Source organism: Pseudomonas petroselini (assembly GCF_045037875.1).
Taxonomy (GTDB): domain Bacteria; phylum Pseudomonadota; class Gammaproteobacteria; order Pseudomonadales; family Pseudomonadaceae; genus Aquipseudomonas; species Aquipseudomonas petroselini.
This window is the reverse complement of the sequence record NZ_CP173614.1, coordinates 4,404,798-4,429,001: the sequence shown is the minus strand read 5'-3', so window position 1 is coordinate 4,429,001 and position 24,204 is coordinate 4,404,798. Positions and strand designations below refer to the sequence as shown.

The following is a 24,204-nucleotide window of genomic DNA, read 5'->3' as shown; positions in this document are numbered from 1 at the left end:
TCGCCAGGCCGCTCTCGGTGAGGGTTTCATCCTTGCCGGGAGCGTTCCCCCCTTGTTCCGGAATTAGCCCATGAACACACCTTTTGTCGTACCGGATAACCCGGATTCTGCGTGCCAGCCGCCGTCCACGAAGGACTTCCTGGTTGACCGCACCTTCCGTGCACTTGCACGCATAGGCGTGGTGCTGGTGCTGGCGCTGGTATTCGCGCTGGTCTTCGAAGTAGGGCGCAAGGCACTTCCAGGCATGGAAAAGCACGGCTTTGATGTGCTCTTCGGCAGCGTCTGGGACGTTAACCAAGGTAAATACGGCATTCTGCCGGCGATTTGGGGCACGCTGTACAGCGCCTTCATCGCGTTGCTGATCGCCGGTTTTTTTGGCGTCAGCATGGCGATCTTCCTGACTCAGGACTTTTTGCCCGCCAAGCTTGCTGCAGTGTTTCGCACCATCGTCGAATTGCTCGCCGCGATCCCCAGCGTCGTTTACGGCCTGTGGGGGATCTATGTGGTGATCCCGGCGATTCGCCCGCTGACCGCGTGGTTGAACAGCGAGCTCGGCTGGATCCCGTTTTTCGGCACCTCCTTGAGCGGGCCGGGCTTGCTTCCGGCAGCCCTGGTGTTGGCCATCATGATTTTACCGACCATCGCTGCCGTCTCCCAGGACGCCCTCACGGGTGTGCCGATGAAAACCAAGCAAGCCGCCTATGGCATGGGTACCACCCACTGGGAAGCGATTCTCAAGGTAATGGTGCCATCCGCCGCGACCGGCATCTTCGGTTCGCTGGTGCTGGGCCTGGGCCGCGCCTTGGGTGAAACCATGGCACTGGCCATGTTGGTCGGTAACGCCAACAACATTTCTCTGTCGCTGTTTGCACCGGCCAACACGCTGGCGGCCTTGTTGGCGCTGAACTTCCCCGAAGCCGGCCCGAACGAGATCGAAGTGCTGATGTACGCCGCACTGGTGCTGATGTTCATCACGTTGCTGGTGAACGTCATGGGTTCGATGATCATGGTCTACGCCCAGCGGGGGACTAAACAATGACTGACCTTTCTTCGCCTATCACCGCCATGCCCAGCCTGCAGCGCCGGTTCGAAGGCCGTGCCCTGCGCAGCCTGGTCCTGACTACCCTGGTGTGGTTCGGGGCGTTGCTGGCCAGCGTGCCGCTGATTTCCGTGCTCTACATGCTGATCACCCGTGGCGGTGCACGCTTGAGCCTGGAAGTGTTCACCGAATTGCCGCCCACCGGTTTCGAGACCGGCGGTGGTTTCGGCAATGCCATGGCGGGCACCTTCGTCATGGTCGGTATCGCGGCCGCCATCGCAGTGCCGGTTGGCATTATGGCGGCGATTTTCCTGGCTGAACTGGGGCCGGACAGCAAGCTGGCAAACGCCTCGCGCTTTGCCGCGAAAATGCTCACCGGCTTGCCGTCGATTCTGGCGGGTGTGTTTGCCTACGCCCTGGTGGTGATGACCACCGGCACGTACTCGGCACCGGCGGGTGGCGTGGCGTTGGCCGTGCTGATGCTGCCTATCGTGGTGCTGACGGCCGAAGAGTCGATGAAGATGGTGCCCAAGATCATGAAGGATGCCGCCTACGGGATGGGCTGCACCCGTTCGCAGGTGATCTGGAAAATCGTCTTGCCCACCGGCATGCCCGCGATCCTCACGGGCGTGATGCTCGCCGTGGCACGCGCCGCCGGCGAAACCGCACCGCTGTTGTTCACCGCGCTGTTCAGCAACTACTGGATCTACCACGACGGCAGCCTGGCAGTCATGAATCCGACGGCCTCCCTGGCCGTGCTGATTTACAACTTCTCCGGCATGCCCTTCGACAACCAGCTGGAGCTCGCCTGGGCGGCCTCGTTGGTGCTGGTAATGATCGTACTGGTCGTGAATATCGTGAGCCGTATTTTCGGCAAGCCCAAGTACTAAGAACGGGAGCACCTGAATTTTGAACATGTCATCCGCGCAAATAGCCGCTCCGTTTATCACCCAGTCGCCTGTGGTCATGGACTGCAAGCTGGACAAGATTTTCTACGGCAACTTCATGGCGGTGCGTGACAGCCATGTGCCGATCGAGAAAAACAAGATCACCGGTTTCATTGGCCCGTCCGGCTGCGGCAAATCGACTGTATTGCGCAGCCTCAACCGCATGAACGACCTGGTGAAGGGCTTCCGTTTCGAGGGCCATGTGCATTTCCTCGGCCAGGACGTGTACGGCAAGGGCGTTGACCCTGTAGTCGTGCGCCGTTACATCGGCATGGTTTTCCAGCAGCCCAACCCGTTTTCGATGAGCATTTTTGACAACGTGGCCTTTGGCCTGCGTCTCAACCGTTACAAGGGCGACCTGGGCGACCGCGTCAAGCACGCGCTGCAAGGCGCCGCGCTGTGGGATGAGGTCAAGGACAAGCTCAAGGTCAGCGGCCTGTCGCTCTCCGGCGGCCAACAGCAACGCCTGTGCATCGCCCGCGCCATTGCCACCGAGCCGGAAGTGTTGCTGCTGGATGAGCCTTGCTCGGCACTGGACCCGATTGCCACGCGCCGGGTTGAAGAACTGATGGTCGAGTTGAAGAAGGACTACACCATCGCGCTGGTGACCCACAACATGCAGCAGGCGATTCGTGTGGCCGATACCACCGCGTTTTTCTCGGTGGATATCTCCCAGGGCACGCGCACCGGCTATCTGGTTGAAATGGGCGCCACCACGCAGATTTTCGAGAACCCACGCGAACAAATGACCGGGGACTACATCAGCGGCAAGTTCAGCTGACCGACTCATGCAGCGTTTTTCAGGATTGCCAATGTCTGCAACGCATCGTCTTGATCTGGCCGCGATTGAACGCGCACTGCGCGAGGTACAGAACCGTTTTGCCCAGCTTAGCCGGGACTTTACCGAGCCACGCGACCCGCTGACAGACGAAGTGCTGCAGAATGTGCTTGAAGGCTACGCCCTGATTGACGACTATGTTGCGCGCGGTATTGACCTGTTCGACCTCCAGCAACTGAACCTGATGCTGGAGATCAATGCCACCGTGCTCTGCGGCAAAGACCCGGTTCGCCGGCAGGAATACGCCCAACACCTGGCGGCCACCGAAGAGCATTTTTTCAACAATGTCGAGGGTGGCATCAAGGATTTATACGGCTGGTACTGCAGGCACCACAGTGAATCGGTGTGGAAGCGCGCCGCCGGTGTCTACGTGCGAGTCCTCAGCAGGCCGCAGTTGTTCGTCGAAGGCAATCACCGCAGTGGGTCGCTGATTGTCAGCTACCTGCTGATGCGCGAGGGCTTGCCGCCGTTCGTACTGACGCTGGACAACGCCGAGGGCTATTTCAACCCGTCCTCGGTCATACGTAACTCCGCCAAACATGGCGTAATGGCATTGTACGAATTGCCCAAGATCAAGAAGAAATATGCAGCGTTCCTGGAAGATAAGGCCCCTGACCCTATGGCGTTTTTCCTGAGCGACACACCGGCGCCCGTCTGCCAAGGGGGCCATTGATGGGAAGGTACCCAGTGCTCGACACAATCAAGCGGGTGTTCAAGCGTCAGCGTATCCGTATCTCTTTTGATATCGATGACACACTGGCCTGCCAGCTTCACCACAGCGCGACCGAGCACAGCCGTTTGCCGGCGTGTGTACACCGTTGGCTGGGCGAGCCGCTGCGCAGCGGCACCCGCGCCCTGACCCGCGAACTGCGTCGCCAGGGTTGCAGCGTCTGGGTCTACACCTCGTCCGGCCGGACCCCGTCCTACATCCGCCGTTGGTTGCTGCTGTACGGCATTCACGTCGATGGCGTGGTCAACAGCGTGCGGCACAATCAAGCGCTCACGGAGCGCGGGCTGTCGAGCACACCGTCGAAATTCCCGCCGGCATTCGACATCGACCTGCATGTCGATGACTCCGAGGGTGTTCAGCTTGAAGGCTTCGATCACGGTTTTCGCGTTGTGGTCGTGGACCCGGAAGACGAGCAATGGGCGCAGCGCGTGCTGGATGCCGTCGCACAGGTCCAGGCACAGCTCGCCCGGCAGCAACCGCAACGGCACAAGGTGCCTGTGCGGGCCTATCCAGGGCTGACGTTGAACGGATAAGCCATTCCCTGGGCTGAGCAAAAAGGGGGCGACTGATGGATCAGTCGCCCCCTTTTTTGGCTTATTTTTCGCTCAACGCACCAAGGAACTCGGTGTGCCGCAACACCTGCGAAAACATGGGCAGCGTGAAGTTTTCAGCGGCCTTTTGTTGCTCATCGGTGAACGTCGCCGTGCAGTCGCTCAAGGTCACCACGTTGTAACCCTTCTCATACCCTGACCGCACCGTACCCTCGACACAGCAGTTGGTCAGGAACCCTGCCACCACCAGGTTCTGGATACCGTTGTTGCGCAGCACCAGGTCCAGGCCCGTGGTCGCAAAACCATCCAGCCCGCGCTTGCCTTCCACGAGAATATCGCCGGTTTCACGGGTGATCGCTTCCGAGATCTCGGCGCCCCAACTGCCGGTGCGGAACGCGCTGCCGTCGGCGACACCTTTGAGAATCCCATAGTGGCGCGTGGTCAGCTCCGGATAGCCGTCGGCGAACTGGATCGGCAGGTGGATGATCTTCACCCCGAGTGGCGGGCCTGCTGCACCGTGGTTGCGGTGTTGGCCAGCATGTCGCCGGTGTGCATGACGTCTTTGACGGCGTCATGGAACACGCCGCCGGGCGTGGTGAAGTCGTTCTGGAATTCGATCAAGACAAGGGCGGTGGCGTTTGGATTCATGTTGGGTCTCCGATAGGAATCACTGTGGGGGAAGTCGGGACGGGTCCTTCAGCATAGTTAACCGCGTTCGTTAAGGCTGGGGATTTAAGGACAATGTACAGCAGCGCAGATCGGTCACGTCAGAATCAAACCAAATGGGCTTTTGATTATTTGGTTAAAAGTTTTATTGACTAAAGAATATTATTTGGTTAATCATGACCTGGCATCTGCTCGCATGCAGAGTCATTTCCAGGGTTATCCCATGGGTCAGAACATCATGCCGTCATTGGCCAGCCTTTACGTTGAGACGAACGAGTCTTCCACCCAGCCCCGCTTGGCGCCTTTACTGATGCAGGGCTTCCCGGCGGGGCCGAAATACCGCGTCACTTGGCACAACTGGATGCACCCGCCCTTTAACCAGTGGGGGTTTCGCAACCTGGCGCGACTGCGTCCCTCCATCGATGTGCGCGCGGGCGCCGGCCCCGTCGGGCCCTTGAACACCGCGCCACAGGCGTTGGATGCCCTGTACTTCGACAGTGAGTGCGGGTTGAGCGTGAGTGTCATTGAGCATCTGCTGGCCAGCCAGACCGATGCCTTTTTGGTGATGCAGGGTGACACCGTGCTGTTCGAACGCTACTTCAACGGCCAGCGCGCCAGTGACCGGCACATCATGTTCTCGGTGACCAAATCGCTGGTCGGCACCCTGGGCGAAGAACTGGTGACCCGCGGCGTGCTCAACCCCGAGCTGCCCGCCGCGTACTACGTGCCGGAACTGGTGGGCAGCGCATTTGGTGATGCGACGGTGCGCCAGCTTTTCGACATGGCGGTGGGCATCGACTACAGCGAGGTCTATGACGACCCCAATTCAGAGAGCTCGCAGTACGGCTATGCCTGTGGCTTCCAGCCGGCATTGGCGCAATACGCGCAGTTCGAGTCGTTGTACCAATACCTGCCGTCGCTGAAAAAACGGGGCGTGCACGGCGGGTTTTTCCACTATGTGACCGCCACCACCGAAGCTTTGGCGTGGGTGATGGAGCGGGCTTCGGGCAACGCCTGCAGTGAGCTGCTGGAGGGTATCTGGCAGCAGTTGGGGTGCGACCGCGACGGGTATTTCATCGCCGATCCGTGGGGGCGTAATGTCGCCGGGGCGGGCTTTAGTGCCACCTTGCGCGACATGGCGCGTTTTGGTCGCCTGCTGGCCAACAACGGCCGCCAGGACGGGGTTGAGCTGCTGTCGCCCGAGACCGTCGCCCGCATCACCGCAGGGGCCGACCCGGCGATTTACGCGCAAAACGCCGAGTTCTCCCACTGGACACCCGGTGCGTCCTATCGAAGCCAGTGGTACGTGTTCAACGACCACAGCCAGGCCCTGATGGCCGGGGGCATTCACGGTCAATACCTGTTCATCGACAAACCGTCCGGCGTGGTGATCGTCAAGCAATCGTCGCTGAACGAGGCGGTCAGCCCGTTCGATACCGACAGCGTGCGCATGCTGCGCGCGATTGCCGCCCACCTGAGCCACTGACCTCGTCAAAAAATAAGAGTTTTGCGTTCTATTCACCTGGCTTGCCCAGGTGTTGGCGACGCCCTGCGTCGCCATTGACTGCCCTGTAACAACAATAATTCCACAGGAGCTTCTTATGGTTTTCACCAAGCGTTTCTCTCGAGCGCTCTTAGCGGTCGGCTTACCCTTGACCACCCACGTCGCATGGGCGGGCTACACCTTTGAGGACGGCAATCTCAAGGGTGAAGTCAACCTCACGGTGGGCGGGGCGACGCTGTTCAGTCGTGGCGTCAACTTCGGCAGCGGCCGTGTGGATGCGCGCAACGGCAAAAACGGCGGCGCCAGGATCAACTGGCAAGAGTTCTACGTAAAACCAGGTGCCAAATTCGAGTACGCGGTGCAACCCGATTTCAGCCTGCTGGCGGGCGGTTCGCTGGTGGCGGCAAGCACGTTCGGCGACGGTGATGCCGGTGGCTTCACCCGCAGTTCCGACGGCAAGGTCGCGGCCGAAGAACTCTACGGTGGTTTCCGCGCTGGCGAATGGAAGCTGACCGCCGGCCGCCAGAACTACATGATCGGCACGGGGTTCATCGTCATGGACGGTAACCTCGACCAGCACAAAGACGCTGCCTACTGGCTGGGCCCTCGGACCGCTTTCAAGGATTCGGCGATCCTGGCCTGGGACCACGGCGCACTGAAGTCTCAGGCGTTCACCCTGCGCACCGATGATGATCTGGGCGACTTCCGGATGACCGGCGTCAACCTCGATTACAACCTCGATGATCAGGTGACGCTCGGCGCCATGGCCATGAAGGTCAATGCCCTTGGCCCGAGAGGCAGCACGCTTCCCCGTCGCCGGGACGGCATGCGGGTGTACAACGTGAGGGCGCTCAATGCCAAGGTTCCCGGCGTGCCGGCACTGACCTTGAACGCCGAATACGCGTTGGAGCGCGGCAGCGGCGAGGGGGTCGATTACGCGGCCAACGCCTGGTATGGCCAGGCGGACTATGCGTTCAGCACGTTACCGCTGACCCCGATCATCGGCTACCGCTACGCGAGTTTTTCCGGCGACGACAACCTCTCCGACAACCGGCAAAAAGCCTGGGACCCGCTCAGTAAGGGCTTTGTCGACTGGAGCACCTGGCTGATCGGCGACGTGGTGGGTAACTACCTGCTGTTCAACAGCAACGAAAACGTCCAGCAGTTTTCCCTCAAGACCCACCTCAACGAAACCGTGACCCTCGGTGCGATTCACTACCAGTTCTGGCTGGACGAGAAAAACTACATGGGTGCACCGGTCAACGATCGGCGCTTTGCCGACGAGAGCGTGGTATTCCTCGACTGGACACCCACGCCGTCGTTCTATACGTCGCTGTCGTACAACTGGGTCAAGCCACTGGCTGCCGCCAAACAGGTGTTCGGCGATGACCAAACGTTCAGTGCGCTGGAGCTGTATTTCACCTATCGCTATTAAGTGCTGCGAGCCATCGTGGCCGCGCTGGAGTGTTTTGATCATGAACAGATTTTTGCGTAACACCGTGCTGGGCACTGTCGCTTCGTTGTTGATCAGTGGTTTTTGCCTGGCTGAAGAACGCACCGTACGGATCTACAACTGGATCGAATACCTGCCACCCGAGGTGCTCAAGAGCTTCCAGGAGGAAACCGGCATTCGCCCGATTTACGATGTGTTCGACAGTGCCGAAACCATGGAGTCCAAGCTGCTGACCGGCAACTCCGGGTATGACGTGGTGTTTCCGGGCAGCGCCAACCTGGGGCACCTGATCAAGGCCGGTGCGGTCCAGCCGCTGGACCGCACGCAGTTGCCGAACTGGAAGCACCTGGACCCGCAGTTCATGCAGTCCCTGGAGGCCGTGGGCGACACCGGCAATCGCTACGCCGCGCCTTACTTGTGGGGCACCACGCTGATCGGCTACAACGTCGACAAGGTCCGCAAGGCCCTGGGGGCTGACGTGCAGATGAATACCTGGGACATCATCTTCAAGGAAGAGAACCTTGCCAAGCTGGCCGCTTGCGGGGTCGGCTTCCTCGACGCGGGCAACGAGATCGTGCCCATTGCCTTGCACTACAAGGGCCTCGACCCCAATAGCCAGAAGCGCGAAGACTACCCACAGGCCCAGGCCGTGATGATGAAGATCCGTCCTTACATCACCTACTTCAACTCGTCGCGTTACGGCATGGATTTGGCCAACGGTGATGTCTGTGTGGCGGTCGGCTGGTCTGGTGGTGTCGCGCTGGCCAAACAATTGGCGGATGCCGCCGGCAAAGGCGTCAAGGTCGAGATGGCACTGCCCAAGGAAGGCGCGCCGATGTGGTCGGACGTGATGATGATCCCGGCCAACGCGCCCGATCTGGCTGAGGCGCATGCGTTCATCAATTACATCCTGCGTCCGGAGGTGATTGCCCGCATCAGCAACAAAATCGGCTATCCCAACCCGAACAAAGACGCCACCGCGCTGGTGGACGCCAGTATCCGCAACAACCCCAACATGTATGTGCCGGACGCCGCGCGCAAGACGCTGTTCGCCCTGGAGCCGATTCAGGCTGCCGTGGAGCGCATCCGTACCCGCACCTGGATCAACATCAAGACGAACCGCTGAACAGAGTGGCCCGGTGCTTGTGGTGAGCAGGCTTGCCCTGCGCGGGGCAAGCCCTAATGCCAGTCAGTTAAGAAGCAGCAAGAGCGAAAAGTAACCCGTGGCGAGGGAGCAAGCTCCCTCGCCACAGCGTTATGTGTCAGCTTTTAAGATTTATATACATGCCTATGCCCTCAGGCCTGCATGCCGTAGAACAGCAACTCGGTGATACGCCTGACCTGCGTAGAGTGCGCATCGATATCCGGGTGTTCCTGGTTGACCAGCCTGAACAGTTGCAGGTGTGAGTAGTCGTTCAACAGGAATGCGGCCAGTTCCACATCGAGTTGCGGGCGCAGCTTGCCGGCCCGTTGCAGCTCCCTCAGCAGTTCACTGATTTGCGCCCTGAGGGCGTCGTTCATGGCCCGATAACCTGCAGGCAGTTCATTGCTGCCACCGAACAGGATCAGCGGCAACAGTTCGCGCCACAGGCTGGGGTGCATGACTTCGAGGGCATAGCCCGTGAGCAGCCGTTCCAGGTGGCAGAGCGCGTCGACCGGGTCGTCTATTGCGTGGATCAGGCTGCGGGTATCAGTGATGGCCCGCTGATCGGCGTGGCGCAGGATCTCCAGGATGATTTCCTGCTTGTTGCCGAAATACTTGAACACCGTGGGCGGCGACACGCCGGCCTGGCTGGCGATCTGTTCGATGGTGGTGTTCTGGAAGCCCTGGCGCTCAAACAGTTCGATCGCCGCCTGGCTGATGGCTTGGCGGCGTTCGGCTTTTTGACGTTCACGCAGTCCGCTCACAGGAGATCCTTGTCACGAGTAAGAAAAAGGGGCGCTTGTAGCCCGGTACCTCTGCAAAATACTTAATTGGGTAAAGCTTTTAAAGCACTCATTTCCAATCACGGGGTTTGCCGCTGATGCTTCTTCAGCCGGTAGGCAAATTGCGCACGGCTGAGGCCCACGAGCCGGGCGGCGGCCGCGAGGTTGCCGGCGTTGTGTTGCAGCGCCTCATTGATCAGGCGCGACTCCAGGCCATCAATGGAAAAGCCCTGGTCCAACTGGCCAAGGGTGTCCAGCAGCGCGGGGCGGGGGGCTTGCAGTCCCGTGTTGGACAGGCTGCCATGGTCGTCCAGGCCATAGGGATCCGTCGGCATGGGTTCGTTGCGAAACAGATGCACCAAGTCAATGGCCTGGCCTTCGTCGCTGGCAATCAGGCCGCGTTCGATCAGGTTTTGCAGCTCGCGCACATTGCCCGCGAAGTCGTAGCGCAACAGTACCTTCAGGGCGCGCATGGTCAGGCCCGCCGGGGTTCGGGCATATTCCTGGCAGAAGCGCGTGAGGAAGGCGTTGATCAGCAACGGAATATCGTCCCGGCGCTCACGCAGGGGCGGCAGGGCGATGGGGTAGACATTCAACCGATAGAACAGGTCTTCACGAAACGTACCGTCAGCCACGGCTTTGCGCAGATCAATATTGGTGGCGGCCACCACCCGCACATCCACCTTGATCCCACGCACGCCGCCGACCCGTTCGATTTCGCGTTCCTGCAAGGCACGCAGCAATTTGCTTTGCCCTGCCAGGCTGAGGCTGGTGATTTCGTCGAGGAACAGCGTCCCGCCCTGGGCCCGCTCGAAACGCCCGGGGCGCGAGTGCGTGGCGCCGGTATACGCGCCGCGCTCGACGCCGAATAGTTCGGCTTCGATCAGGTTGTCCGGGATGGCGGCGCAATTGAGCGCCACAAACGGGCGCTCATGCCGGTGACTGAGCTGATGCAATTGGCGCGCAAACATCTCTTTGCCCACCCCGGATTCACCGCTGATCAGCACCGTCGCCGGGGTCAGCGCAACGCGTTGCAGGGCTTGCGTTGCGGCGTTGAACGCCGCGCTGGCGCCCACCAGCGCTTGCGGCGGGTTGACCCAGGCGCCGTGGTTCAGTGGGTGGTCGGGAGTGGTGGAGGGGGCGGGGCCGGTGACGGCCTGGGACACGTTCAGGTAGCGCAGGTCTTGCTCGACGTCACCCCATTGTTCGGCCGTCTTGCCGACCACCCGGCAGCATCGATGGCCCATGCCCCGGCATTCCACTTCGCGGAAAATCACCATTTGCCCGAAGAGGCCGCTGACAAACCCGATGGCATAACCGGTTTCAGTCCAGCACACCGGGTCCTGGCCGATGCCATAGGCGCTCACGTGCTCATCGGCTTCGCAGGAGTGGTGCCAGAGAAACTCGCCTTCGTAGAACCCCGAGTCGGCATCGAACTTGAAATGCAGCGGTTCGACCTTGGTCATGCCTTCCAGGGTGTGCAGGTGGGTCCCGGCGCGAAACACCGCGGCGGCATCGGCCTGTGGCCAGCGCTCGCGTATCAGCCGCGCATCCCGCGCGCCGGAGGCGTAACCGGTGCGGGTGAACAGGCCGCGCGCCTGCTCCAGCCCCAGGCGCTCGATGACTTCCCCGCGCAGGGCGCCGAACGAGGAACTGTGCAGCAACATCATGCGTTGGTCGTTGAGCCAGATACGCCCGTCTTCTGGGGAAAAGAATAGGCAGTCGGCCAGCTCTCCAGGCGTCGGCGAGCTGCTGTCGCTGAGTTGGCGGCTGTCGCCCCGTGGATGATAGGGCGCGGTGGTCACCCGATCATCGGGCAGCGCGCTGTGGGGATTAGTCATTGTTATGCCCCTGCAAAGCAAATGAACGATTTGAGTAACTGCTCAGATAGTTATTAAACATAACCTTATCAATTGAACAAGTGGCGAGGCCGTGGTTTTTGCCACGGACCGACACCTGATGGTTGAGTGGTACGTGGCGGGCCCCGGCATAGAGCCCTCGCCGATTTATGTCAGCGTCGCCGCGTGCAAGCGGCACAGCCTTTGCTCAAGACCTGATGCGGCGTTTGCCTATGTGCAGGCGATGACAATTACAAGAACCGGGAGTTGCCATGTCAGTGTCTGAAACCACCCACCTGTTACAGCGGGCCCTTGAGTCCGAATGCCTGTTCAACGGCGATTGGATACCCGCCTCGGGGTCCGTGATGCCTGTGATCGAACCTGCCACCGGCGAGCCCTTGATGCGGTGCGCCATGGCCAACGCGGCCGACATCGCCGTCGCCAGTCGCAGCGCGGCCCTGGCCCAACCGGCATGGGCCGCACTCGGCCCACGCGAACGCGCCGCCGTGTTTCGCAAGGCGGCGGACCTGGCTCAGCAGTGCTTCGCCGAACTGGCGCTGTATGTCGCCCGCGAAACCGGGGGCGCGCTGTTCAAAGGTGAGCACGAAGTGCGCGAGGCGATCGTACTGCTGCACCAGGCGGCGGGCCTGTTGTCCCAGCATCACGGGCTGGTGCTGCCCAGTGCGGCCGGGCGCCTGTCCTATGCGCGGCGCCAGCCCCATGGCGTGGTCGGGGTGATTTCACCGTTCAATTTCCCCCTGGTGCTGTCGCTGCGTTCGGTGGCGCCAGCCTTGGCGGCGGGCAATGCGGTGGTACTCAAGCCCGACCCGCAGACCCCTGTCAGCGGCGGTTTTCTGATCGCCCGGCTGTTCGAGGAAGCGGGCCTGCCCAAGGGCCTGCTGCACGTGTTGCCCGGTGCTGCCCCGGTCGGTGAAGCGCTGTGCCGTGACCCGAATGTGCAGATGATCACCTTTACCGGCTCCACGGCGGCAGGGCGCAAAGTCGCCGAGGTGGCCGGGCGTCACTTGAAAAAAGTCGCGCTGGAACTGGGTGGCAAAAACCCGTTGATCATTCTCGACGACGCCGACCTCGACCTGGCGGCAAGCAATGCGGCCTGGGGCGCCTGGCTGCACCAGGGGCAAATCTGCATGGCGACCGGCTTGATTCTTGCCCATGAATCCATCGCCGAACGTCTCACGCGCAAGCTGGTGGACAAGGCCCGGGCGCTCACCGTGGGCAATGCCGCCCGGGGTGAAGCAGCGCTCGGCCCGCTGATCAACCCACGGCAATTGCAGCGCGTGCACGAGATCGTCAGCGACAGCCTGCAAGCAGGCGCACGGTTGGAGGCTGGCGGCGAATATGACCAGTTGTTCTACCAGCCCACCGTGCTCAGTGGCGTGCGGCCGGGCATGCGCGCCTTTGAGGACGAAGTGTTTGGCCCGGTGGCCAGCGTGGTCAGTTTTGCCACCGACGAGGAGGCCATCGAGCTGGCCAACCGCACTGAGTACGGACTCTCGGCCGCGATCATCTCGCCGTCCGTCGGGCGCGCCATGGCGATCGGCGAGCGGCTGAATTGCGGCCTGTTGCACATCAACGACCAGACCGTGGCCGACGAATGCATCAACCCCTTCGGCGGGCGCGGCGCTTCCGGCAACGGCGGCAGCGTCGGCGGGCCGGCCGACTGGGACGAGTACAGCCAGTGGCAGTGGGTTACGGTGAAAAACACGCCGCCTGTCTATCCGTTCTGACTCTCGGCCGTACTGAGTCGTGGCCGTACTGAGCCCTGGCTCATCGGTTTGCTCCCCCCATGCCTATACAAAAACAAGAGGGCTTGAACATGAACCTGCATAACAAAACCCTGGTTATCACCGGTGCCGCCTCCGGCATTGGCGCCGAATTGGCGCGGCTCGCGCGTTTCCAGGGCGCCACGGTGATCGGCGTTGATCGCCATGAACCGCAATTGACCCTGGATGGGTTCTTCCAGGCGGACTTGGGTGACCCTGCCAGCATCGATGCCTTGGTGGCGCGCCTGCCGGCACGGGTCGACGGGTTGTGCAACATTGCCGGCGTGCCCGGTACGGCACCCGCGCAGACGGTGGCCGAGGTCAATTACCTGGGGCTGCGGCATCTTACGCAAGCGCTGCTGCCCCGCATGCCGGCGGGCGGCAGCATCGTCAATGTCGCGTCGGTGCTCGGCGCACAATGGCCGCAACGGCTGGAACTGCACAAGGCCCTGGCCGCCACACAAGACTTCGCGGCAGGGCAGCAGTGGCTGGCGGCCAATCCGGTGGCGCAGAGCACCTGTTATCAGTACTTCAAGGAAGCGCTGATTGTGTGGAGCTTCCAGCAAGCCCAAGGCTGGTTTCGCGATCACTCGGTGCGCATCAACTGCGTTGCGCCGGGGCCGGTGTTTACCCCGATCCTGGGCGACTTTGTCAGCCTGCTCGGGCCGGAGCGGGTGGCCGAGGACAGCCAGCGCATGACCCGTCCAGCCCTGGCCGATGAGGTGGCGGCGGTGATCGCCTTCCTTTGCTCGGACGCCGCACGCTGGGTCAACGGGGTCAATCTGCCGGTGGACGGTGGGTTGGCCGCCACCTACGTGTAGGGCCTGCAACTGCGGTAAACCCCGGCGCGGATCCACCGTGCCGGGGGTCTTGAACAACAACAAAAATACAGGACACACAAGATGCTCAAGCCTATCTTGCGGACAGTTGCGGCCATGACCTTTGTCGCACTGTCATCGACTGCACACGCTTACGATTTGCCCGGACTCAACCTGGGCAGCACCAGTTTCTACGACGGCTCACCGGCACCGGCCGGCCCTGGCTGGTACCTGGAGGAGTACCTGACGTACTCCCGCGCCAGCCGTTTCAACGACGCCAACGGCCACAAGCTGGTGTTGCCCAAACAGGATCTGGAAGTGGTGGCGCCGACCACGCAGATCATCTACCTCGGTCAACCTTTGGCCAATGGCGCCATGCCCGGCTTCACCTTGATCAACACCTCGCTGGCCCATGTGGATGTCGATGATGGTTTGCATAACGCCGCGTTGAGTGCTCGTGAAGGCTTCGGCGACGTGACGCTTGGCGCCTTCCTGCAACTGCCGACCCTGAGCCGGGCCGATGGCAGCCCGCTGTTGACCCAGCGCGTCGAGGCCGATGTGTCGGTGCCGGTGGGGGCCTATAACCGCAATCGTTCGATCAACCCCGGCAGCAACTTCTGGTCATTCAACCCGTATTATGCGGCGACGTACTGGTTCAACCCGAAATGGTCGGCGAGCGGGCGTTTCATGTACCTGTGGAACGGCAAGAACGATGATCCACAGGCAGGCTTTGGGGATGTTTCCGATACCCAGGCCGGCCAGGCGTTGCATGCCAACCTGACGCTGCAATATGCCTTGAACCAACAACTGAGCGTGGGGGTGAATGGCTACTGGTTGAAGCAGATCACCGACACCCAGGTCGATGGGCACGACGTGAGTGGGCGGCGGGAAAAGGTCTGGGCCATGGGCCCAGGCCTGGTCTATGCCTTCAACAAGGAAAACGTGCTGTCGGTGAACGCCTACTTCGAGCAGCAGGCTGAGAACCGCACTCAGGGCAACAAACTGGTGCTCAATTGGCTGCACAAGTTCTAGGTGGCGCGGCCCGCACCATCACGCTGATGATGGTCAGCGCGGCAATCACCACCCCGGGGGAGGTCGCCAGCAGGACCCCCGCGGTGCCGGCGCCGGCTGCGAGCAGTTGGCCGGCCGCCAGCGGCCCGGCCACCGAACCCAGGCGGCCGACGGCTACCGCGGCACCGACGCCGGTAGCGCGTACCGAGGTGGGGTAGGAGGGCGGTGCCGACGCGTACAGCACCAACTGCGCGGCCATGACGAACAAGCCGGCGGCAAAGCCGGCAATCGCCATGGGCACGATGCCCACTGAGAGTCCGACGCCCGCGAGGGCCGCCAGCAACCCGGCGTACACGCACAACACCACTTTGACGGCATTGCAGCGGTCCAGCAGCACGCCGCCAAGCAGTGAACCCAGGGCGCCGCCGATATTGAAGAGCATCTGCACCATGCCCGCCTGGGGTTTGCTGAAGCCTTGTTCCAGCAACAGCGACGGCAGCCAGTTGAGCAGCATGTACATCACGGTCAGGGTGAAGAAGTAGCTGAGCCACAACGCCAGTGTGGTGCGCGCGCGACCCTCGCCGAACAGCGCCTGGGACGTGGAGGGGCGGGCGCCGGGGGTGTTGTCGCGCTGTTGGCGAAAGGCGCTGGATTCTGGCAGCAACAGGATCATCAGCGGCACGGCCAGCAAGGGCGCCAGGCCGCCGATGATAAAGGTGGTTTGCCAGTGTTCACTGGAAAACATCGCCACCACGGCAGCCAAGGCGCCACCCAGCGGTACGCCGCAGTACATCACGCTGATGGCGGTGCCGCGCTTTTGCTCACTGACCGCTTCGGCGCACAGGGCGATCAGGTTGGGCAGTGCCGCGCCCAGCCCCAGGCCGGTCAGGAAGCGCACCAGCAACAGGCCCGAATAGCTGTCGACAAACGCGGTGCTCAGGGAAAACACCCCGAACAGCAGCACTGCTATCACCAGGATTTTCTTACGCCCTATGCGGTCGGCGACCCAACCGCCGAAGAACGCCCCCGGCAGCAGGCCAATGATGCCGACGCTGAAGACCCAGCCGAGCATCTTCGGGTCCAGGGCGAACGTTTGACGTAACCCGGCGGCGGCGGTGCCGGCGGCTTGCAGATCGAACCCCTCGATCAGCGCAACGATAAAGCACAACGCAATAGTCAGCGTCGAACGACGCGATGGACTGTCCATGGGCAAACCTCATTGTTGTTTTTATGGGGATGGCGAGCTTCAGTGGCTGCTGGCGATTAAGATAACAAAGATAACTAAAAAATGAATCGCGGATAAAAAACCTTAAAAAATAAGAATAAATCGATCAAAAACATGTGGTTATGATTGAGATCCATATAAAGCTGAAAAATAGATAGTTTTATTAATGTTCGATTATCGCTCAGTTGCAGTTGACGAGCGCCCTCGGCTGTTTCCATTCTTGGCTCGCAAAGCCGACTGGGCCGAGCGTGTGACACCCCAAAAACAACAACAAAAAATGGACATCGAACATGCCAGAACTCCCGATGGAGGACGCCGTTGCGGCTGCGTCAGTCTCCTGTGTGTCGAACAACCTTCCATGCCTGCTGCTGGCGTCGCTGGCCTTGAGCGTGCTGCCCACCCCACTGTGGGCGGCAGGCTTTATCGACGATAGCCACGGTACCTTGACCCTGCGCAATTACTACCTGGACCGTGACTACAAGGACGACGGTGCGAAGACCGCCGCACGGGAATGGGCCCAGGCGTTCATCCTCAACCTGGAATCGGGATACACCTCAGGCCCAGTGGGCTTTGGCTTGGATGTGCGTGGGTTGATGGGGGTCAAGCTCGACTCGTCACCGGACCGCAGCGGCACCGAGTTGTTGCCGGTGTCGGCCAGCGACAAGCGTGCCGCCGATGAATACGCGCGCCTGGCGCCGACCGCCAAGCTGCGGTTTGCCCAAACCACGGTGAAGGCGGGTGACGTGTCGATCTTCCTGCCGTTCGCCTTCGCCAGCCCGTCGCGCCTGTTGCCGCAGACCTTTCGCGGCACCACCCTGAGTTCCAAGGACATCGAGGGCCTGACCCTCAACACCGGCTATATCGACCGTATCAACAAGCGCGACTCCACGGACTACCAGGCCATGACCGTGGCCTCGCCCAACCGGCGTTTCAATGCCACCGCCACCACCTCGCACCTGGCTTACGTCGGCGGTGACTATCAGGTCAACAAAGACCTGAGCCTGCGCGTTTATCACTCGCAGGTCGCGGACCTCTACCAGCAGGACACCCTGGCGTTGCTGCATAACCTGCCGGTGGGGGATGGCGTGCTCACCAGTGACCTGCGCAGCTTCTTCAGTCGCGAGGACGGCAGTGCCAAGGCCGGGAACGTGGATAACCGCAACCTCTCGGCGCTGTTTGGTTACCGCCTGGGCGGCCACCGCGTGAGCCTTGGCTACATGCATTCAAGCGGCGAGACCGCCACGCCCTATATTTCCGGCACCGAGTTGATGGGCATGAGCGAGCTGACCATGAGTTCGGACTTTCTCAACGCCAAGGAGCGCACCTGGCAGGCCATCTATGACTACGATTTCGCCGCAGCGGGTGTGCCGGGGTTGAAGAGCCGGCTGCGCTACGTGCGCGGCGACAACATCGAATTGGCGGCTTTCAACGCCGAGGATCGCAAGGAGCGCGAGTTCCAGATGGAGCTGGGCTACGTGATTCAGAGCGGCCCGCTGAAGAACGTCGGGTTCATGGCGCGCAAGTCGATCTACCGCAATGACTTCCCAAGCGGCGCAGCCTTTCGCGACGAAAACCAGACCCGCTTCCTGGTGCTCTACACCGTGGCGCTCTGGTAGGCCGATCAGTCCTGATAGACCTTCTTGAGCAAGCGCAGCAGTTCTTCACGTTCCTGGCTGTCCAGGGCGGCGGTAGCGTCCTGGTCGCTCTGGGCGGCGATTTCCTTGAGCGCTTTGAGCAGGGTTTCGCCGGTCTTGCTGAGGAAGATCCCGTAGGAGCGTTTGTCCGGCTTGCAGCGGACCCGTACGGCGAGGGCGCGGCTCTCCAGCTTGTTCAGCAGGGGTACCACCTGGGGCGGCTCAATCGCCAGGGCACGGGCCAGGTCGGCCTGCATCAGCCCAGGGTTCTGCTCGATGATCGCCAGGGCCGAGAACTGCGCGGGACGCAGGTCGTGGTCCGACAGCCGGCCGATCAGGTTCTGGAACAGCTTGAGCTGGGCGCGGCGCATGGCGTAACCGATCAGATCGTCCAGGGCTGAATCCAGCGGCGGCCGCACCTCCTCGTTGTCGGGCAGGGCCGGGCTGGGGGCGGCGATGTTGGAAGGCTTGGCCATTAACAGTGCAATCCTCAAGAGATGGAGGTTAAGAAGGCTATCTAGTTTGCCGAGGTTGGCGAGCCCTGGCTATGCCGACGTTTCACAACACCAGAAAAAATCGGGTTTTACACCGAAAAAATATTGGTTATCCAGATTAATAGTTAATTGACATAACTATATTTGCGGTTTAGTTTCGACTCATCTTCACACCAGAACAAGAGCGTACCGCCATGAGCAATTACGAAGGCCGTTGGACCACAGTCAAGGTTGAGATCGAGGAAGGCATCGCCTGGGTCATCCTCAACCGTCCGGAAAAACGCAACGCCATGAGCCCGACCCTGAACCGGGAAATGATCGACGTACTGGAAACCCTGGAGCAGGATCCTGCCGCCGGCGTACTGGTACTGACCGGTGCCGGCGAAGCCTGGACGGCCGGCATGGACCTCAAGGAATACTTCCGCGAAGTGGATGCCGGGCCGGAGATCCTCCAGGAAAAAATTCGCCGCGAAGCCTCGCAATGGCAATGGAAACTACTGCGCATGTATGCCAAGCCGACCATTGCCATGGTCAATGGCTGGTGCTTCGGCGGCGGCTTCAGCCCACTGGTGGCGTGCGACCTGGCGATCTGCGCCGACGAAGCCACCTTCGGCCTCTCGGAAATCAACTGGGGCATCCCGCCGGGCAACTTGGTGAGCAAAGCCATGGCCGACACCGTGGGCCATCGCCAATCCCTGTACTACATCATGACCGGCAAGACCTTCGGCGGGCAGAAAGCCGCCGAAATGGGCCTGGTCAACGAAAGCGTGCCCCTGGCGCAACTGCGCGAAGTGACCATCGAACTGGCGCGCAACCTGCTCGAGAAAAACCCAGTGGTGCTGCGCGCGGCCAAGCATGGCTTCAAGCGCTGCCGCGAACTGACCTGGGAGCAGAACGAGGATTACCTCTACGCCAAGCTCGATCAGTCGCGCCTGCTCGACACCGAAGGCGGTCGCGAGCAGGGCATGAAACAGTTCCTCGACGACAAGAGCATCAAGCCTGGCCTGCAGGCGTATAAACGCTGAAGGGCGCGGCCGCCTGGCCGCGCCGCTGTACCCCGCTTGAACGTATTCCCGATAAAGACAATAAAGAGGAATCACCATGCTGGACGTGCCCCTGTTGATCGGCGGCGAGTCGTGCCCTGCCCGTGACGGTCGAACCTTCGAACGTCGCAACCCGGTGACCGGTGAAGTCGTCTCGCGGGTCGCCGCAGCGACCCTGGAAGATGCCGACGCCGCCGTCGCCGCCGCTCAAGCCGCGTTCCCCACCTGGGCGGCGCTGGCCCCCAACGAGCGCCGCACCCGTTTGCTCAAGGCGGCCGAGCAATTGCAGGCGCGCAGCGCGGAATTTATCGCTGCGGCCGGTGAGACCGGCGCCATGGCCAACTGGTACGGCTTCAACGTGCGCCTGGCGGCCAATATGCTCCGCGAAGCCGCGTCGATGACCACCCAGATCACCGGCGACGTCATTCCCTCCGATGTCCCCGGCAGTTTCGCCATGGCCCTGCGTCAGCCCTGCGGCGTGGTGCTGGGCATCGCGCCGTGGAATGCCCCGGTCATCCTCGCCACGCGGGCTATCGCCATGCCGCTGGCCTGCGGCAATACCGTGGTGCTCAAGGCCTCGGAATTGAGCCCGGCGGTGCACCGGCTGATTGGCCAGGTGCTGCAGGACGCCGGGCTGGGCGATGGCGTGGTCAATGTGATCAGCAATGCGCCAGAGGATGCCGCTGCGATTGTCGAGCGGCTGATCGCCAACCCGGCCGTGCGCCGGGTCAACTTCACGGGTTCGACCCATGTGGGGCGGATTGTCGGCGAACTCTCGGCGCGTCACCTCAAACCGGCCCTGCTGGAGTTGGGCGGCAAGGCGCCGTTGCTGGTGCTCGACGACGCCGACCTCGACGCAGCGGTGGCGGCAGCAGCATTTGGTGCCTACTTCAACCAGGGGCAGATTTGCATGTCCACTGAACGCTTGATTGTCGATGCCAAGGTCGCCGATGCGTTCACCGCCAAGCTGGCGGCCAAGGTCGCGACCCTGCGCGCGGGCAACCCCGAGGCGGCGGATTCAGTGCTGGGGTCGCTGGTGGACGCGCGTGCCGGCACGCGCATCAAGGCGTTGATCGACGATGCCCTCGCCAAAGGTGCACGGCTGGTGGTGGGCGGCCAATTGGACGGCAGTATCCTGCAGCCGACCCTGATCGATGGCGTCACCGAACACATGCGTTTGTACCGCGAAGAGTCCTTCGGCCCGGTGGCGGTGCTGCTGCGCGGTGACGGAGACGAAGCCCTGCTGTGCCTGGCCAACGACTCTGAGTTCGGCCTGTCGGCGGCGATCTTCAGTCGCGACACCGGGCGTGCGCTGGCCCTGGCGCAACGGGTGGAGTCGGGCATTTGCCATATCAACGGCCCGACCGTGCACGACGAGGCGCAGATGCCGTTTGGCGGGGTTAAGTCCAGCGGCTACGGCAGCTTTGGCGGCAAGGCTTCGATTGAACACTTTACGCAATTGCGTTGGGTCACCTTGCAGAACGGGCCGCGGCATTACCCGATCTGAACAAGGCGCGGCGACATAACAATAACAAGGCGGCGTTGATCCGCCTTGATGGAGGACATCCTTGTGAGTTCCGAATTCCGACCGCAACCCCAGCCCACGCCGCGATACCGCGAGGTGTCCATCGGCCACGCGCCGGTGCAGGTCACTGAAGAACAGGGCGTGCTGCACATGCGTTCCCTGGAGCCGCTGGGTGAATTACCGGCACGCTTGCTCGATCGTTTGGTGCATTGGGCCCAGGTGCGGCCCGAGCAAACATTTATCGCCGCACGCCAGGTCGGTGGTGATTGGCGTCGTGTCAGCTACAGGGAAATGCTCGACAGCGTGCGCGCGATTGCCCAGGGCCTGCTGCGTTACGGCCTCTCGGCGGACAAACCGCTGGCATTACTGTCTGGCAACGACATCGAGCATCTGCAGGTGGCCCTCGGCGCGATGTACGCCGGAATCCCTTACTGCCCGGTGTCGCCGGCGTATTCATTGTTGTCCCAGGATTTCGCCAAGCTGCGGCATGTGTGCAACCTGCTGCAACCGGGCTTGGTGTTCGTCAGCGACGCGTCTGCTTACCAACGTGCAATCGACGCCGTATTGCCGGCCGAGACCCCGTTGATCAGCGTGCGCGGCCACGCGCCGGGGCGCACTCAGGCCAGCTTCGCCAGCCTGCTGCAAACGCCGGGTGGCGCTGAGGCCGAAGCGGCGTTCAAGGCCACCGGCCCCGACAGCATCGCCAAGTTTCTCTTTACCTCGGGCTCCACCAAGTTGCCCAAAGCGGTCGTCACCACCCAACGCATGCTCTGCGCCAATCAACAGATGCTGCTGCAGACGTTCCCGGTGTTCGGTGAGGAACCGCCAGTACTGGTCGACTGGCTGCCGTGGAACCACACCTTCGGCGGCAGCCACAACGTCGGCATCGTGCTCTACAACGGCGGTACGTTTTACCTCGACGACGGCAAGCCGACGGTCCAGGGCTTTGCCGAGACCCTGCGCAACCTCAAGGACGTGTCGCCCACGGCCTACCTGACGGTGCCCAAGGGCTGGGAAGAACTGGTCAACGCCCTGGAGCAGGACGCTGAGTTGCGCGAGCGCTTTTTCGCGCGGATGAAACTGTTCTTCTTCGCCGCCGCTGGCCTGTCGCAAAGTATCTGGGACCGCCTCGACCGCGTGGCCGAACGGCACTGCGGTGAACGTATCCGCATGATGGCCGGGCTGGGCATGACCGAAGCCGCGCCGTCCTGCACCTTTACCACCGGGCCGCTGTCGATGGCCGGGTATATCGGGTTGCCCGCACCGGGCTGTGAGGTGCGCCTGGTGCCGCTGGACGGCAAATTCGAGGGACGCTTTCGCGGGCCGCACATCATGCCCGGTTACTGGCGGGCGCCCGAGCAGACCGCCGAGGTGTTCGACGAACTGGGTTTCTATTGTTCGGGCGACGCGATCAAGCTCGCCGACCCGCAGCAACCGCAACTGGGGCTGATGTTCGACGGACGCATTGCCGAGGACTTCAAGCTCTCCTCAGGCGTGTTTGTCAGCGTTGGGCCGCTGCGCAATCGTGCGGTGCTCGAAGGCTCGCCTTATGTGCAGGACCTAGTGATTGCCGCGCCGGACCGCGAATGCCTGGGTGCCCTGGTGTTCCCCAGGCTCTACGAGTGTCGCCGGCTGGCGGGCTTGAGCACCGACGCCAGTGACGCCGAGGTGCTGGCCAGCGCGCCGGTGCGCGCGTGGTTTGGTGACTGGCTGCAGCGGCTCAATCGCGAGGCCACCGGCAATGCCAGTCGCTTGGAGTGGATTGCTGTGTTGGATGAGCCGGCGTCCATCGACCGTGGGGAAATCACCGACAAAGGCTCGATCAACCAGCGTGCGGTGTTGCAATGGCGCGCGGCGAGGGTCGAGGCGTTGTATCGCGGTGAAGACCCGACCATCCTGCGCGCCGGGCCCAAGCCTTGATCGGCGCCGGGCAGTATTCGGCGTTTGCCGACGCGGCGATTTTCGAGGCGGTGCGCACCCCGTGGGTCGACCTTGGCGGCGCGCTGTCCCAGGTGTCGCCCATCGATTTGGGGATCAAGGTGGGTCGCGAAGTGCTGGCGCGAGCCGGCATCGAGCCTGGGGCGGTGGACAGCGTACTGGCTGGCTCCATGGCCCAGGCCAGCTTCGATGCCTACTTGCTGCCACGGCACATCGGCTTGTACAGCGGCGTGGCGCAATCGGTGCCCGCGCTGGGGGTGCAGCGCATCTGCGCCACCGGTTTCGAGCTGTTGCGCCAGGCCGCCGAGCAGCTGCGTGACGAGGTGCAACTGGCCCTGTGCGTGGCCAGTGAATCGATGTCGCGCAACCCGATTGCCGCCTACACCCACCGGGGCGGCTTTCGTCTCGGCGGCGAAGTGCAGTTCAAGGATTTTCTCTGGGAAGCGCTGTACGACCCGGCCCCGGGTCTGGACATGATCGCCACGGCCGACAACCTCGCGCGCCGTTATGGCCTGAGCCGCGAGGCGGTAGACCGCTACGCCTGCGACAGCCATCAGCGCGCCTTGCAGGCACACCGTGACGGCGCCTGGGCTGAAGAAATCGTCACGGTCGATCACCAGGTGTTCGCGCTTGAGGGCTATCAGCCCAGAGGGATCAGCCTGGCACGCCGCGCCAGTGCCGTCAGCGCCGACAGCCACCCACGGCCCACCGACCTGGCGGCCTTGGCGCGTCTGCACGCCGTGCATGCCGACGGTGTACAAACCGCCGGCAACAGTTGCGCGGTGGTCGATGGCGCGGCGGCCGCCCTGGTGGGGCGCGCCTCGGCCTGCACGCGTGCGCCCCTGGCGCGGCTGCTGGCCAGCGCAGTGGTGGGGGTGGCCCCGGAGTTCATGGGCATCGGTCCGGCACCGGCAATTCGCCTGCTGCTGCAACGCAGCGGGTTGAGCCTGGGCGACATCGGCCGTTTCGAGATCAACGAAGCCCAGGCCGCGCAGGTGCTCGCGGTGGCTCAGGAATTGGAACTGGACAGCGCCCGGCTCAACGTCCAGGGCGGCGCCCTCGCGCTGGGGCATCCGCTGGCCGCCACCGGCCTGCGCCTGGTCATGACCCTGGCCCGGCAATTACGCCAGCACAACCTGCGCTACGGGATTGCCGCCGCGTGTGTGGGCGGCGGGCAGGGCATGGCGTTGTTGATCGAAAACCCTGCCTATCGCGCTTGAAACGCACGATTCCTTTTTAG

General features: G+C 62.3%; 22 protein-coding genes. 16 read left to right on the top strand and 6 right to left on the bottom strand.

The annotated features are described in order from the left end of the window. Positions 1-70: 70 nt before the first annotated feature. The 5 genes from pstC (at position 71) to ACI512_RS20295 (ending at position 4,087) form a co-directional block, all read left to right on the top strand. The gene (gene pstC, locus ACI512_RS20315; RefSeq protein WP_405121290.1) at positions 71-1,039 is read left to right on the top strand and encodes a phosphate ABC transporter permease subunit PstC; all 969 of its coding nucleotides are present in this window, start codon (positions 71-73) and stop codon (positions 1,037-1,039) included. Beyond that, positions 1,036-1,929, top strand: coding sequence for a phosphate ABC transporter permease PstA (pstA, locus tag ACI512_RS20310; protein ID WP_012724477.1), 894 nt, complete (start codon positions 1,036-1,038; stop codon positions 1,927-1,929). The genes pstC and pstA overlap by 4 nt, the downstream gene beginning before the upstream one ends. 76 nt (positions 1,930-2,005) lie before the next feature. Next, positions 2,006-2,767 (top strand): phosphate ABC transporter ATP-binding protein PstB, encoded by a 762-nt coding sequence (gene pstB, locus ACI512_RS20305; protein WP_217649954.1) that lies wholly within the window; start codon positions 2,006-2,008, stop codon positions 2,765-2,767. A 31-nt stretch (positions 2,768-2,798) separates the two neighbouring features. Then, positions 2,799-3,497: a hypothetical protein gene (locus ACI512_RS20300; RefSeq protein WP_102061400.1), complete on the top strand. Its 699-nt coding sequence runs from the start codon at positions 2,799-2,801 to the stop codon at positions 3,495-3,497. Next, positions 3,497-4,087 carry a hypothetical protein gene (locus ACI512_RS20295; RefSeq protein WP_012724474.1) on the top strand — a complete coding sequence of 197 codons (591 nt, stop codon included), beginning with the start codon at positions 3,497-3,499 and terminating at the stop codon, positions 4,085-4,087. Before ACI512_RS20300 ends, ACI512_RS20295 begins: the two co-directional genes overlap by 1 nt. A gap of 61 nt (positions 4,088-4,148) precedes the next feature. On the opposite strand, the gene ACI512_RS20290 is transcribed toward ACI512_RS20295, so the two are convergent. Both ACI512_RS20290 and ACI512_RS20285 read right to left on the bottom strand, forming a co-directional pair. After that, positions 4,149-4,598, bottom strand: coding sequence for a cysteine hydrolase (locus tag ACI512_RS20290; RefSeq protein WP_236380064.1), 450 nt, complete (start codon positions 4,596-4,598; stop codon positions 4,149-4,151). Continuing rightward, the gene (locus ACI512_RS20285) at positions 4,595-4,753 is read right to left on the bottom strand and encodes a hypothetical protein (RefSeq protein WP_236380062.1); all 159 of its coding nucleotides are present in this window, start codon (positions 4,751-4,753) and stop codon (positions 4,595-4,597) included. The genes ACI512_RS20290 and ACI512_RS20285 overlap by 4 nt, the downstream gene beginning before the upstream one ends. A 241-nt stretch (positions 4,754-4,994) precedes the next feature. Here ACI512_RS20285 and ACI512_RS20280 point away from each other — a divergent pair, with 241 nt between their 5' ends. From ACI512_RS20280 to ACI512_RS20270, 3 genes are all read left to right on the top strand, one after another. Beyond that, positions 4,995-6,257 (top strand): serine hydrolase, encoded by a 1,263-nt coding sequence (locus ACI512_RS20280; RefSeq protein WP_236380060.1) that lies wholly within the window; start codon positions 4,995-4,997, stop codon positions 6,255-6,257. Between the two features lie 115 nt (positions 6,258-6,372). Beyond that, the gene (locus ACI512_RS20275) at positions 6,373-7,710 is read left to right on the top strand and encodes a hypothetical protein (RefSeq protein ID WP_236380058.1); all 1,338 of its coding nucleotides are present in this window, start codon (positions 6,373-6,375) and stop codon (positions 7,708-7,710) included. Between the two features lie 40 nt (positions 7,711-7,750). After that, positions 7,751-8,854, top strand: coding sequence for a polyamine ABC transporter substrate-binding protein (locus ACI512_RS20270; RefSeq protein WP_236380057.1), 1,104 nt, complete (start codon positions 7,751-7,753; stop codon positions 8,852-8,854). 170 nt (positions 8,855-9,024) lie between these two features. Here the strand turns inward: ACI512_RS20270 and ACI512_RS20265 are convergent, their stop codons facing one another. Both ACI512_RS20265 and ACI512_RS20260 read right to left on the bottom strand, forming a co-directional pair. Next, positions 9,025-9,636, bottom strand: a complete 612-nt coding sequence (locus ACI512_RS20265; protein ID WP_231809831.1) for a TetR/AcrR family transcriptional regulator — start codon at positions 9,634-9,636, stop codon at positions 9,025-9,027. 98 nt (positions 9,637-9,734) lie between these two features. Further along, positions 9,735-11,495: a sigma 54-interacting transcriptional regulator gene (locus ACI512_RS20260; protein ID WP_405121289.1), complete on the bottom strand. Its 1,761-nt coding sequence runs from the start codon at positions 11,493-11,495 to the stop codon at positions 9,735-9,737. A gap of 269 nt (positions 11,496-11,764) precedes the next feature. Here ACI512_RS20260 and ACI512_RS20255 point away from each other — a divergent pair, with 269 nt between their 5' ends. The 3 genes from ACI512_RS20255 (at position 11,765) to ACI512_RS20245 (ending at position 15,126) form a co-directional block, all read left to right on the top strand. Next, the gene (locus ACI512_RS20255; protein ID WP_236380055.1) at positions 11,765-13,240 is read left to right on the top strand and encodes a benzaldehyde dehydrogenase; all 1,476 of its coding nucleotides are present in this window, start codon (positions 11,765-11,767) and stop codon (positions 13,238-13,240) included. A gap of 89 nt (positions 13,241-13,329) precedes the next feature. Continuing rightward, positions 13,330-14,097: a coniferyl-alcohol dehydrogenase gene (locus ACI512_RS20250; protein WP_405121288.1), complete on the top strand. Its 768-nt coding sequence runs from the start codon at positions 13,330-13,332 to the stop codon at positions 14,095-14,097. Positions 14,098-14,178: 81 nt separating this feature from the next. Continuing rightward, positions 14,179-15,126, top strand: a complete 948-nt coding sequence (locus ACI512_RS20245; protein ID WP_236380053.1) for a transporter — start codon at positions 14,179-14,181, stop codon at positions 15,124-15,126. On the opposite strand, the gene mhpT is transcribed toward ACI512_RS20245, so the two are convergent. Then, complete coding sequence (gene mhpT, locus ACI512_RS20240) at positions 15,104-16,312, bottom strand: 3-(3-hydroxy-phenyl)propionate transporter MhpT (protein ID WP_236380052.1); 1,209 nt, start codon at positions 16,310-16,312, stop codon at positions 15,104-15,106. The genes ACI512_RS20245 and mhpT overlap by 23 nt on opposite strands. 308 nt (positions 16,313-16,620) lie before the next feature. Between mhpT and ACI512_RS20235 the strand changes: the two genes are divergently transcribed. Continuing rightward, positions 16,621-17,946 (top strand): OprD family porin, encoded by a 1,326-nt coding sequence (locus ACI512_RS20235; RefSeq protein WP_236380051.1) that lies wholly within the window; start codon positions 16,621-16,623, stop codon positions 17,944-17,946. A gap of 5 nt (positions 17,947-17,951) precedes the next feature. Here the strand turns inward: ACI512_RS20235 and ACI512_RS20230 are convergent, their stop codons facing one another. After that, positions 17,952-18,440, bottom strand: a complete 489-nt coding sequence (locus ACI512_RS20230) for a MarR family winged helix-turn-helix transcriptional regulator (RefSeq protein ID WP_012724462.1) — start codon at positions 18,438-18,440, stop codon at positions 17,952-17,954. A gap of 212 nt (positions 18,441-18,652) precedes the next feature. On the opposite strand from ACI512_RS20230, the gene ACI512_RS20225 reads away from it, so the two are divergent. The 4 genes from ACI512_RS20225 to ACI512_RS20210 all read left to right on the top strand — a co-directional run bounded on the left by ACI512_RS20225 (position 18,653) and on the right by ACI512_RS20210 (position 24,184). Next, a complete protein-coding gene (locus tag ACI512_RS20225; protein ID WP_010567568.1) occupies positions 18,653-19,483 on the top strand; it encodes a p-hydroxycinnamoyl CoA hydratase/lyase in 831 nt (276 codons plus the stop codon). Between the two features lie 76 nt (positions 19,484-19,559). Further along, the gene (locus ACI512_RS20220; protein WP_236380048.1) at positions 19,560-21,008 is read left to right on the top strand and encodes an aldehyde dehydrogenase; all 1,449 of its coding nucleotides are present in this window, start codon (positions 19,560-19,562) and stop codon (positions 21,006-21,008) included. A 63-nt stretch (positions 21,009-21,071) separates the two neighbouring features. After that, positions 21,072-22,946 (top strand): feruloyl-CoA synthase, encoded by a 1,875-nt coding sequence (locus ACI512_RS20215; protein WP_405121287.1) that lies wholly within the window; start codon positions 21,072-21,074, stop codon positions 22,944-22,946. Then, the gene (locus ACI512_RS20210; RefSeq protein ID WP_236380044.1) at positions 22,943-24,184 is read left to right on the top strand and encodes a thiolase family protein; all 1,242 of its coding nucleotides are present in this window, start codon (positions 22,943-22,945) and stop codon (positions 24,182-24,184) included. The genes ACI512_RS20215 and ACI512_RS20210 overlap by 4 nt, the downstream gene beginning before the upstream one ends. The last annotated feature ends 20 nt before the right edge of the window (positions 24,185-24,204 follow it).

What these genes read in the sequence shown, in the direction of transcription:
- ACI512_RS20245 (WP_236380053.1), top strand. Translation starts at nt 14,179, where the DNA reads ATGCTCAAGCCTATCTTGCGGACAGTTGCGGCCATGACCTTTGTCGCA.
- pstC (WP_405121290.1), top strand. Translation starts at nt 71, where the DNA reads ATGAACACACCTTTTGTCGTACCGGATAACCCGGATTCTGCGTGCCAG.
- ACI512_RS20260 (WP_405121289.1), bottom strand. Translation starts at nt 11,495, where the DNA reads ATGACTAATCCCCACAGCGCGCTGCCCGATGATCGGGTGACCACCGCG.
- ACI512_RS20295 (WP_012724474.1), top strand. Translation starts at nt 3,497, where the DNA reads ATGGGAAGGTACCCAGTGCTCGACACAATCAAGCGGGTGTTCAAGCGT.
- ACI512_RS20285 (WP_236380062.1), bottom strand. Translation starts at nt 4,753, where the DNA reads ATGAATCCAAACGCCACCGCCCTTGTCTTGATCGAATTCCAGAACGAC.
- ACI512_RS20275 (WP_236380058.1), top strand. Translation starts at nt 6,373, where the DNA reads ATGGTTTTCACCAAGCGTTTCTCTCGAGCGCTCTTAGCGGTCGGCTTA.
- mhpT (WP_236380052.1), bottom strand. Translation starts at nt 16,312, where the DNA reads ATGGACAGTCCATCGCGTCGTTCGACGCTGACTATTGCGTTGTGCTTT.
- ACI512_RS20220 (WP_236380048.1), top strand. Translation starts at nt 19,560, where the DNA reads ATGCTGGACGTGCCCCTGTTGATCGGCGGCGAGTCGTGCCCTGCCCGT.
- ACI512_RS20225 (WP_010567568.1), top strand. Translation starts at nt 18,653, where the DNA reads ATGAGCAATTACGAAGGCCGTTGGACCACAGTCAAGGTTGAGATCGAG.
- ACI512_RS20235 (WP_236380051.1), top strand. Translation starts at nt 16,621, where the DNA reads ATGCCAGAACTCCCGATGGAGGACGCCGTTGCGGCTGCGTCAGTCTCC.
- pstB (WP_217649954.1), top strand. Translation starts at nt 2,006, where the DNA reads ATGGACTGCAAGCTGGACAAGATTTTCTACGGCAACTTCATGGCGGTG.
- ACI512_RS20255 (WP_236380055.1), top strand. Translation starts at nt 11,765, where the DNA reads ATGTCAGTGTCTGAAACCACCCACCTGTTACAGCGGGCCCTTGAGTCC.
- ACI512_RS20270 (WP_236380057.1), top strand. Translation starts at nt 7,751, where the DNA reads ATGAACAGATTTTTGCGTAACACCGTGCTGGGCACTGTCGCTTCGTTG.
- ACI512_RS20230 (WP_012724462.1), bottom strand. Translation starts at nt 18,440, where the DNA reads ATGGCCAAGCCTTCCAACATCGCCGCCCCCAGCCCGGCCCTGCCCGAC.
- pstA (WP_012724477.1), top strand. Translation starts at nt 1,036, where the DNA reads ATGACTGACCTTTCTTCGCCTATCACCGCCATGCCCAGCCTGCAGCGC.
- ACI512_RS20280 (WP_236380060.1), top strand. Translation starts at nt 4,995, where the DNA reads ATGGGTCAGAACATCATGCCGTCATTGGCCAGCCTTTACGTTGAGACG.
- ACI512_RS20250 (WP_405121288.1), top strand. Translation starts at nt 13,330, where the DNA reads ATGAACCTGCATAACAAAACCCTGGTTATCACCGGTGCCGCCTCCGGC.
- ACI512_RS20300 (WP_102061400.1), top strand. Translation starts at nt 2,799, where the DNA reads ATGTCTGCAACGCATCGTCTTGATCTGGCCGCGATTGAACGCGCACTG.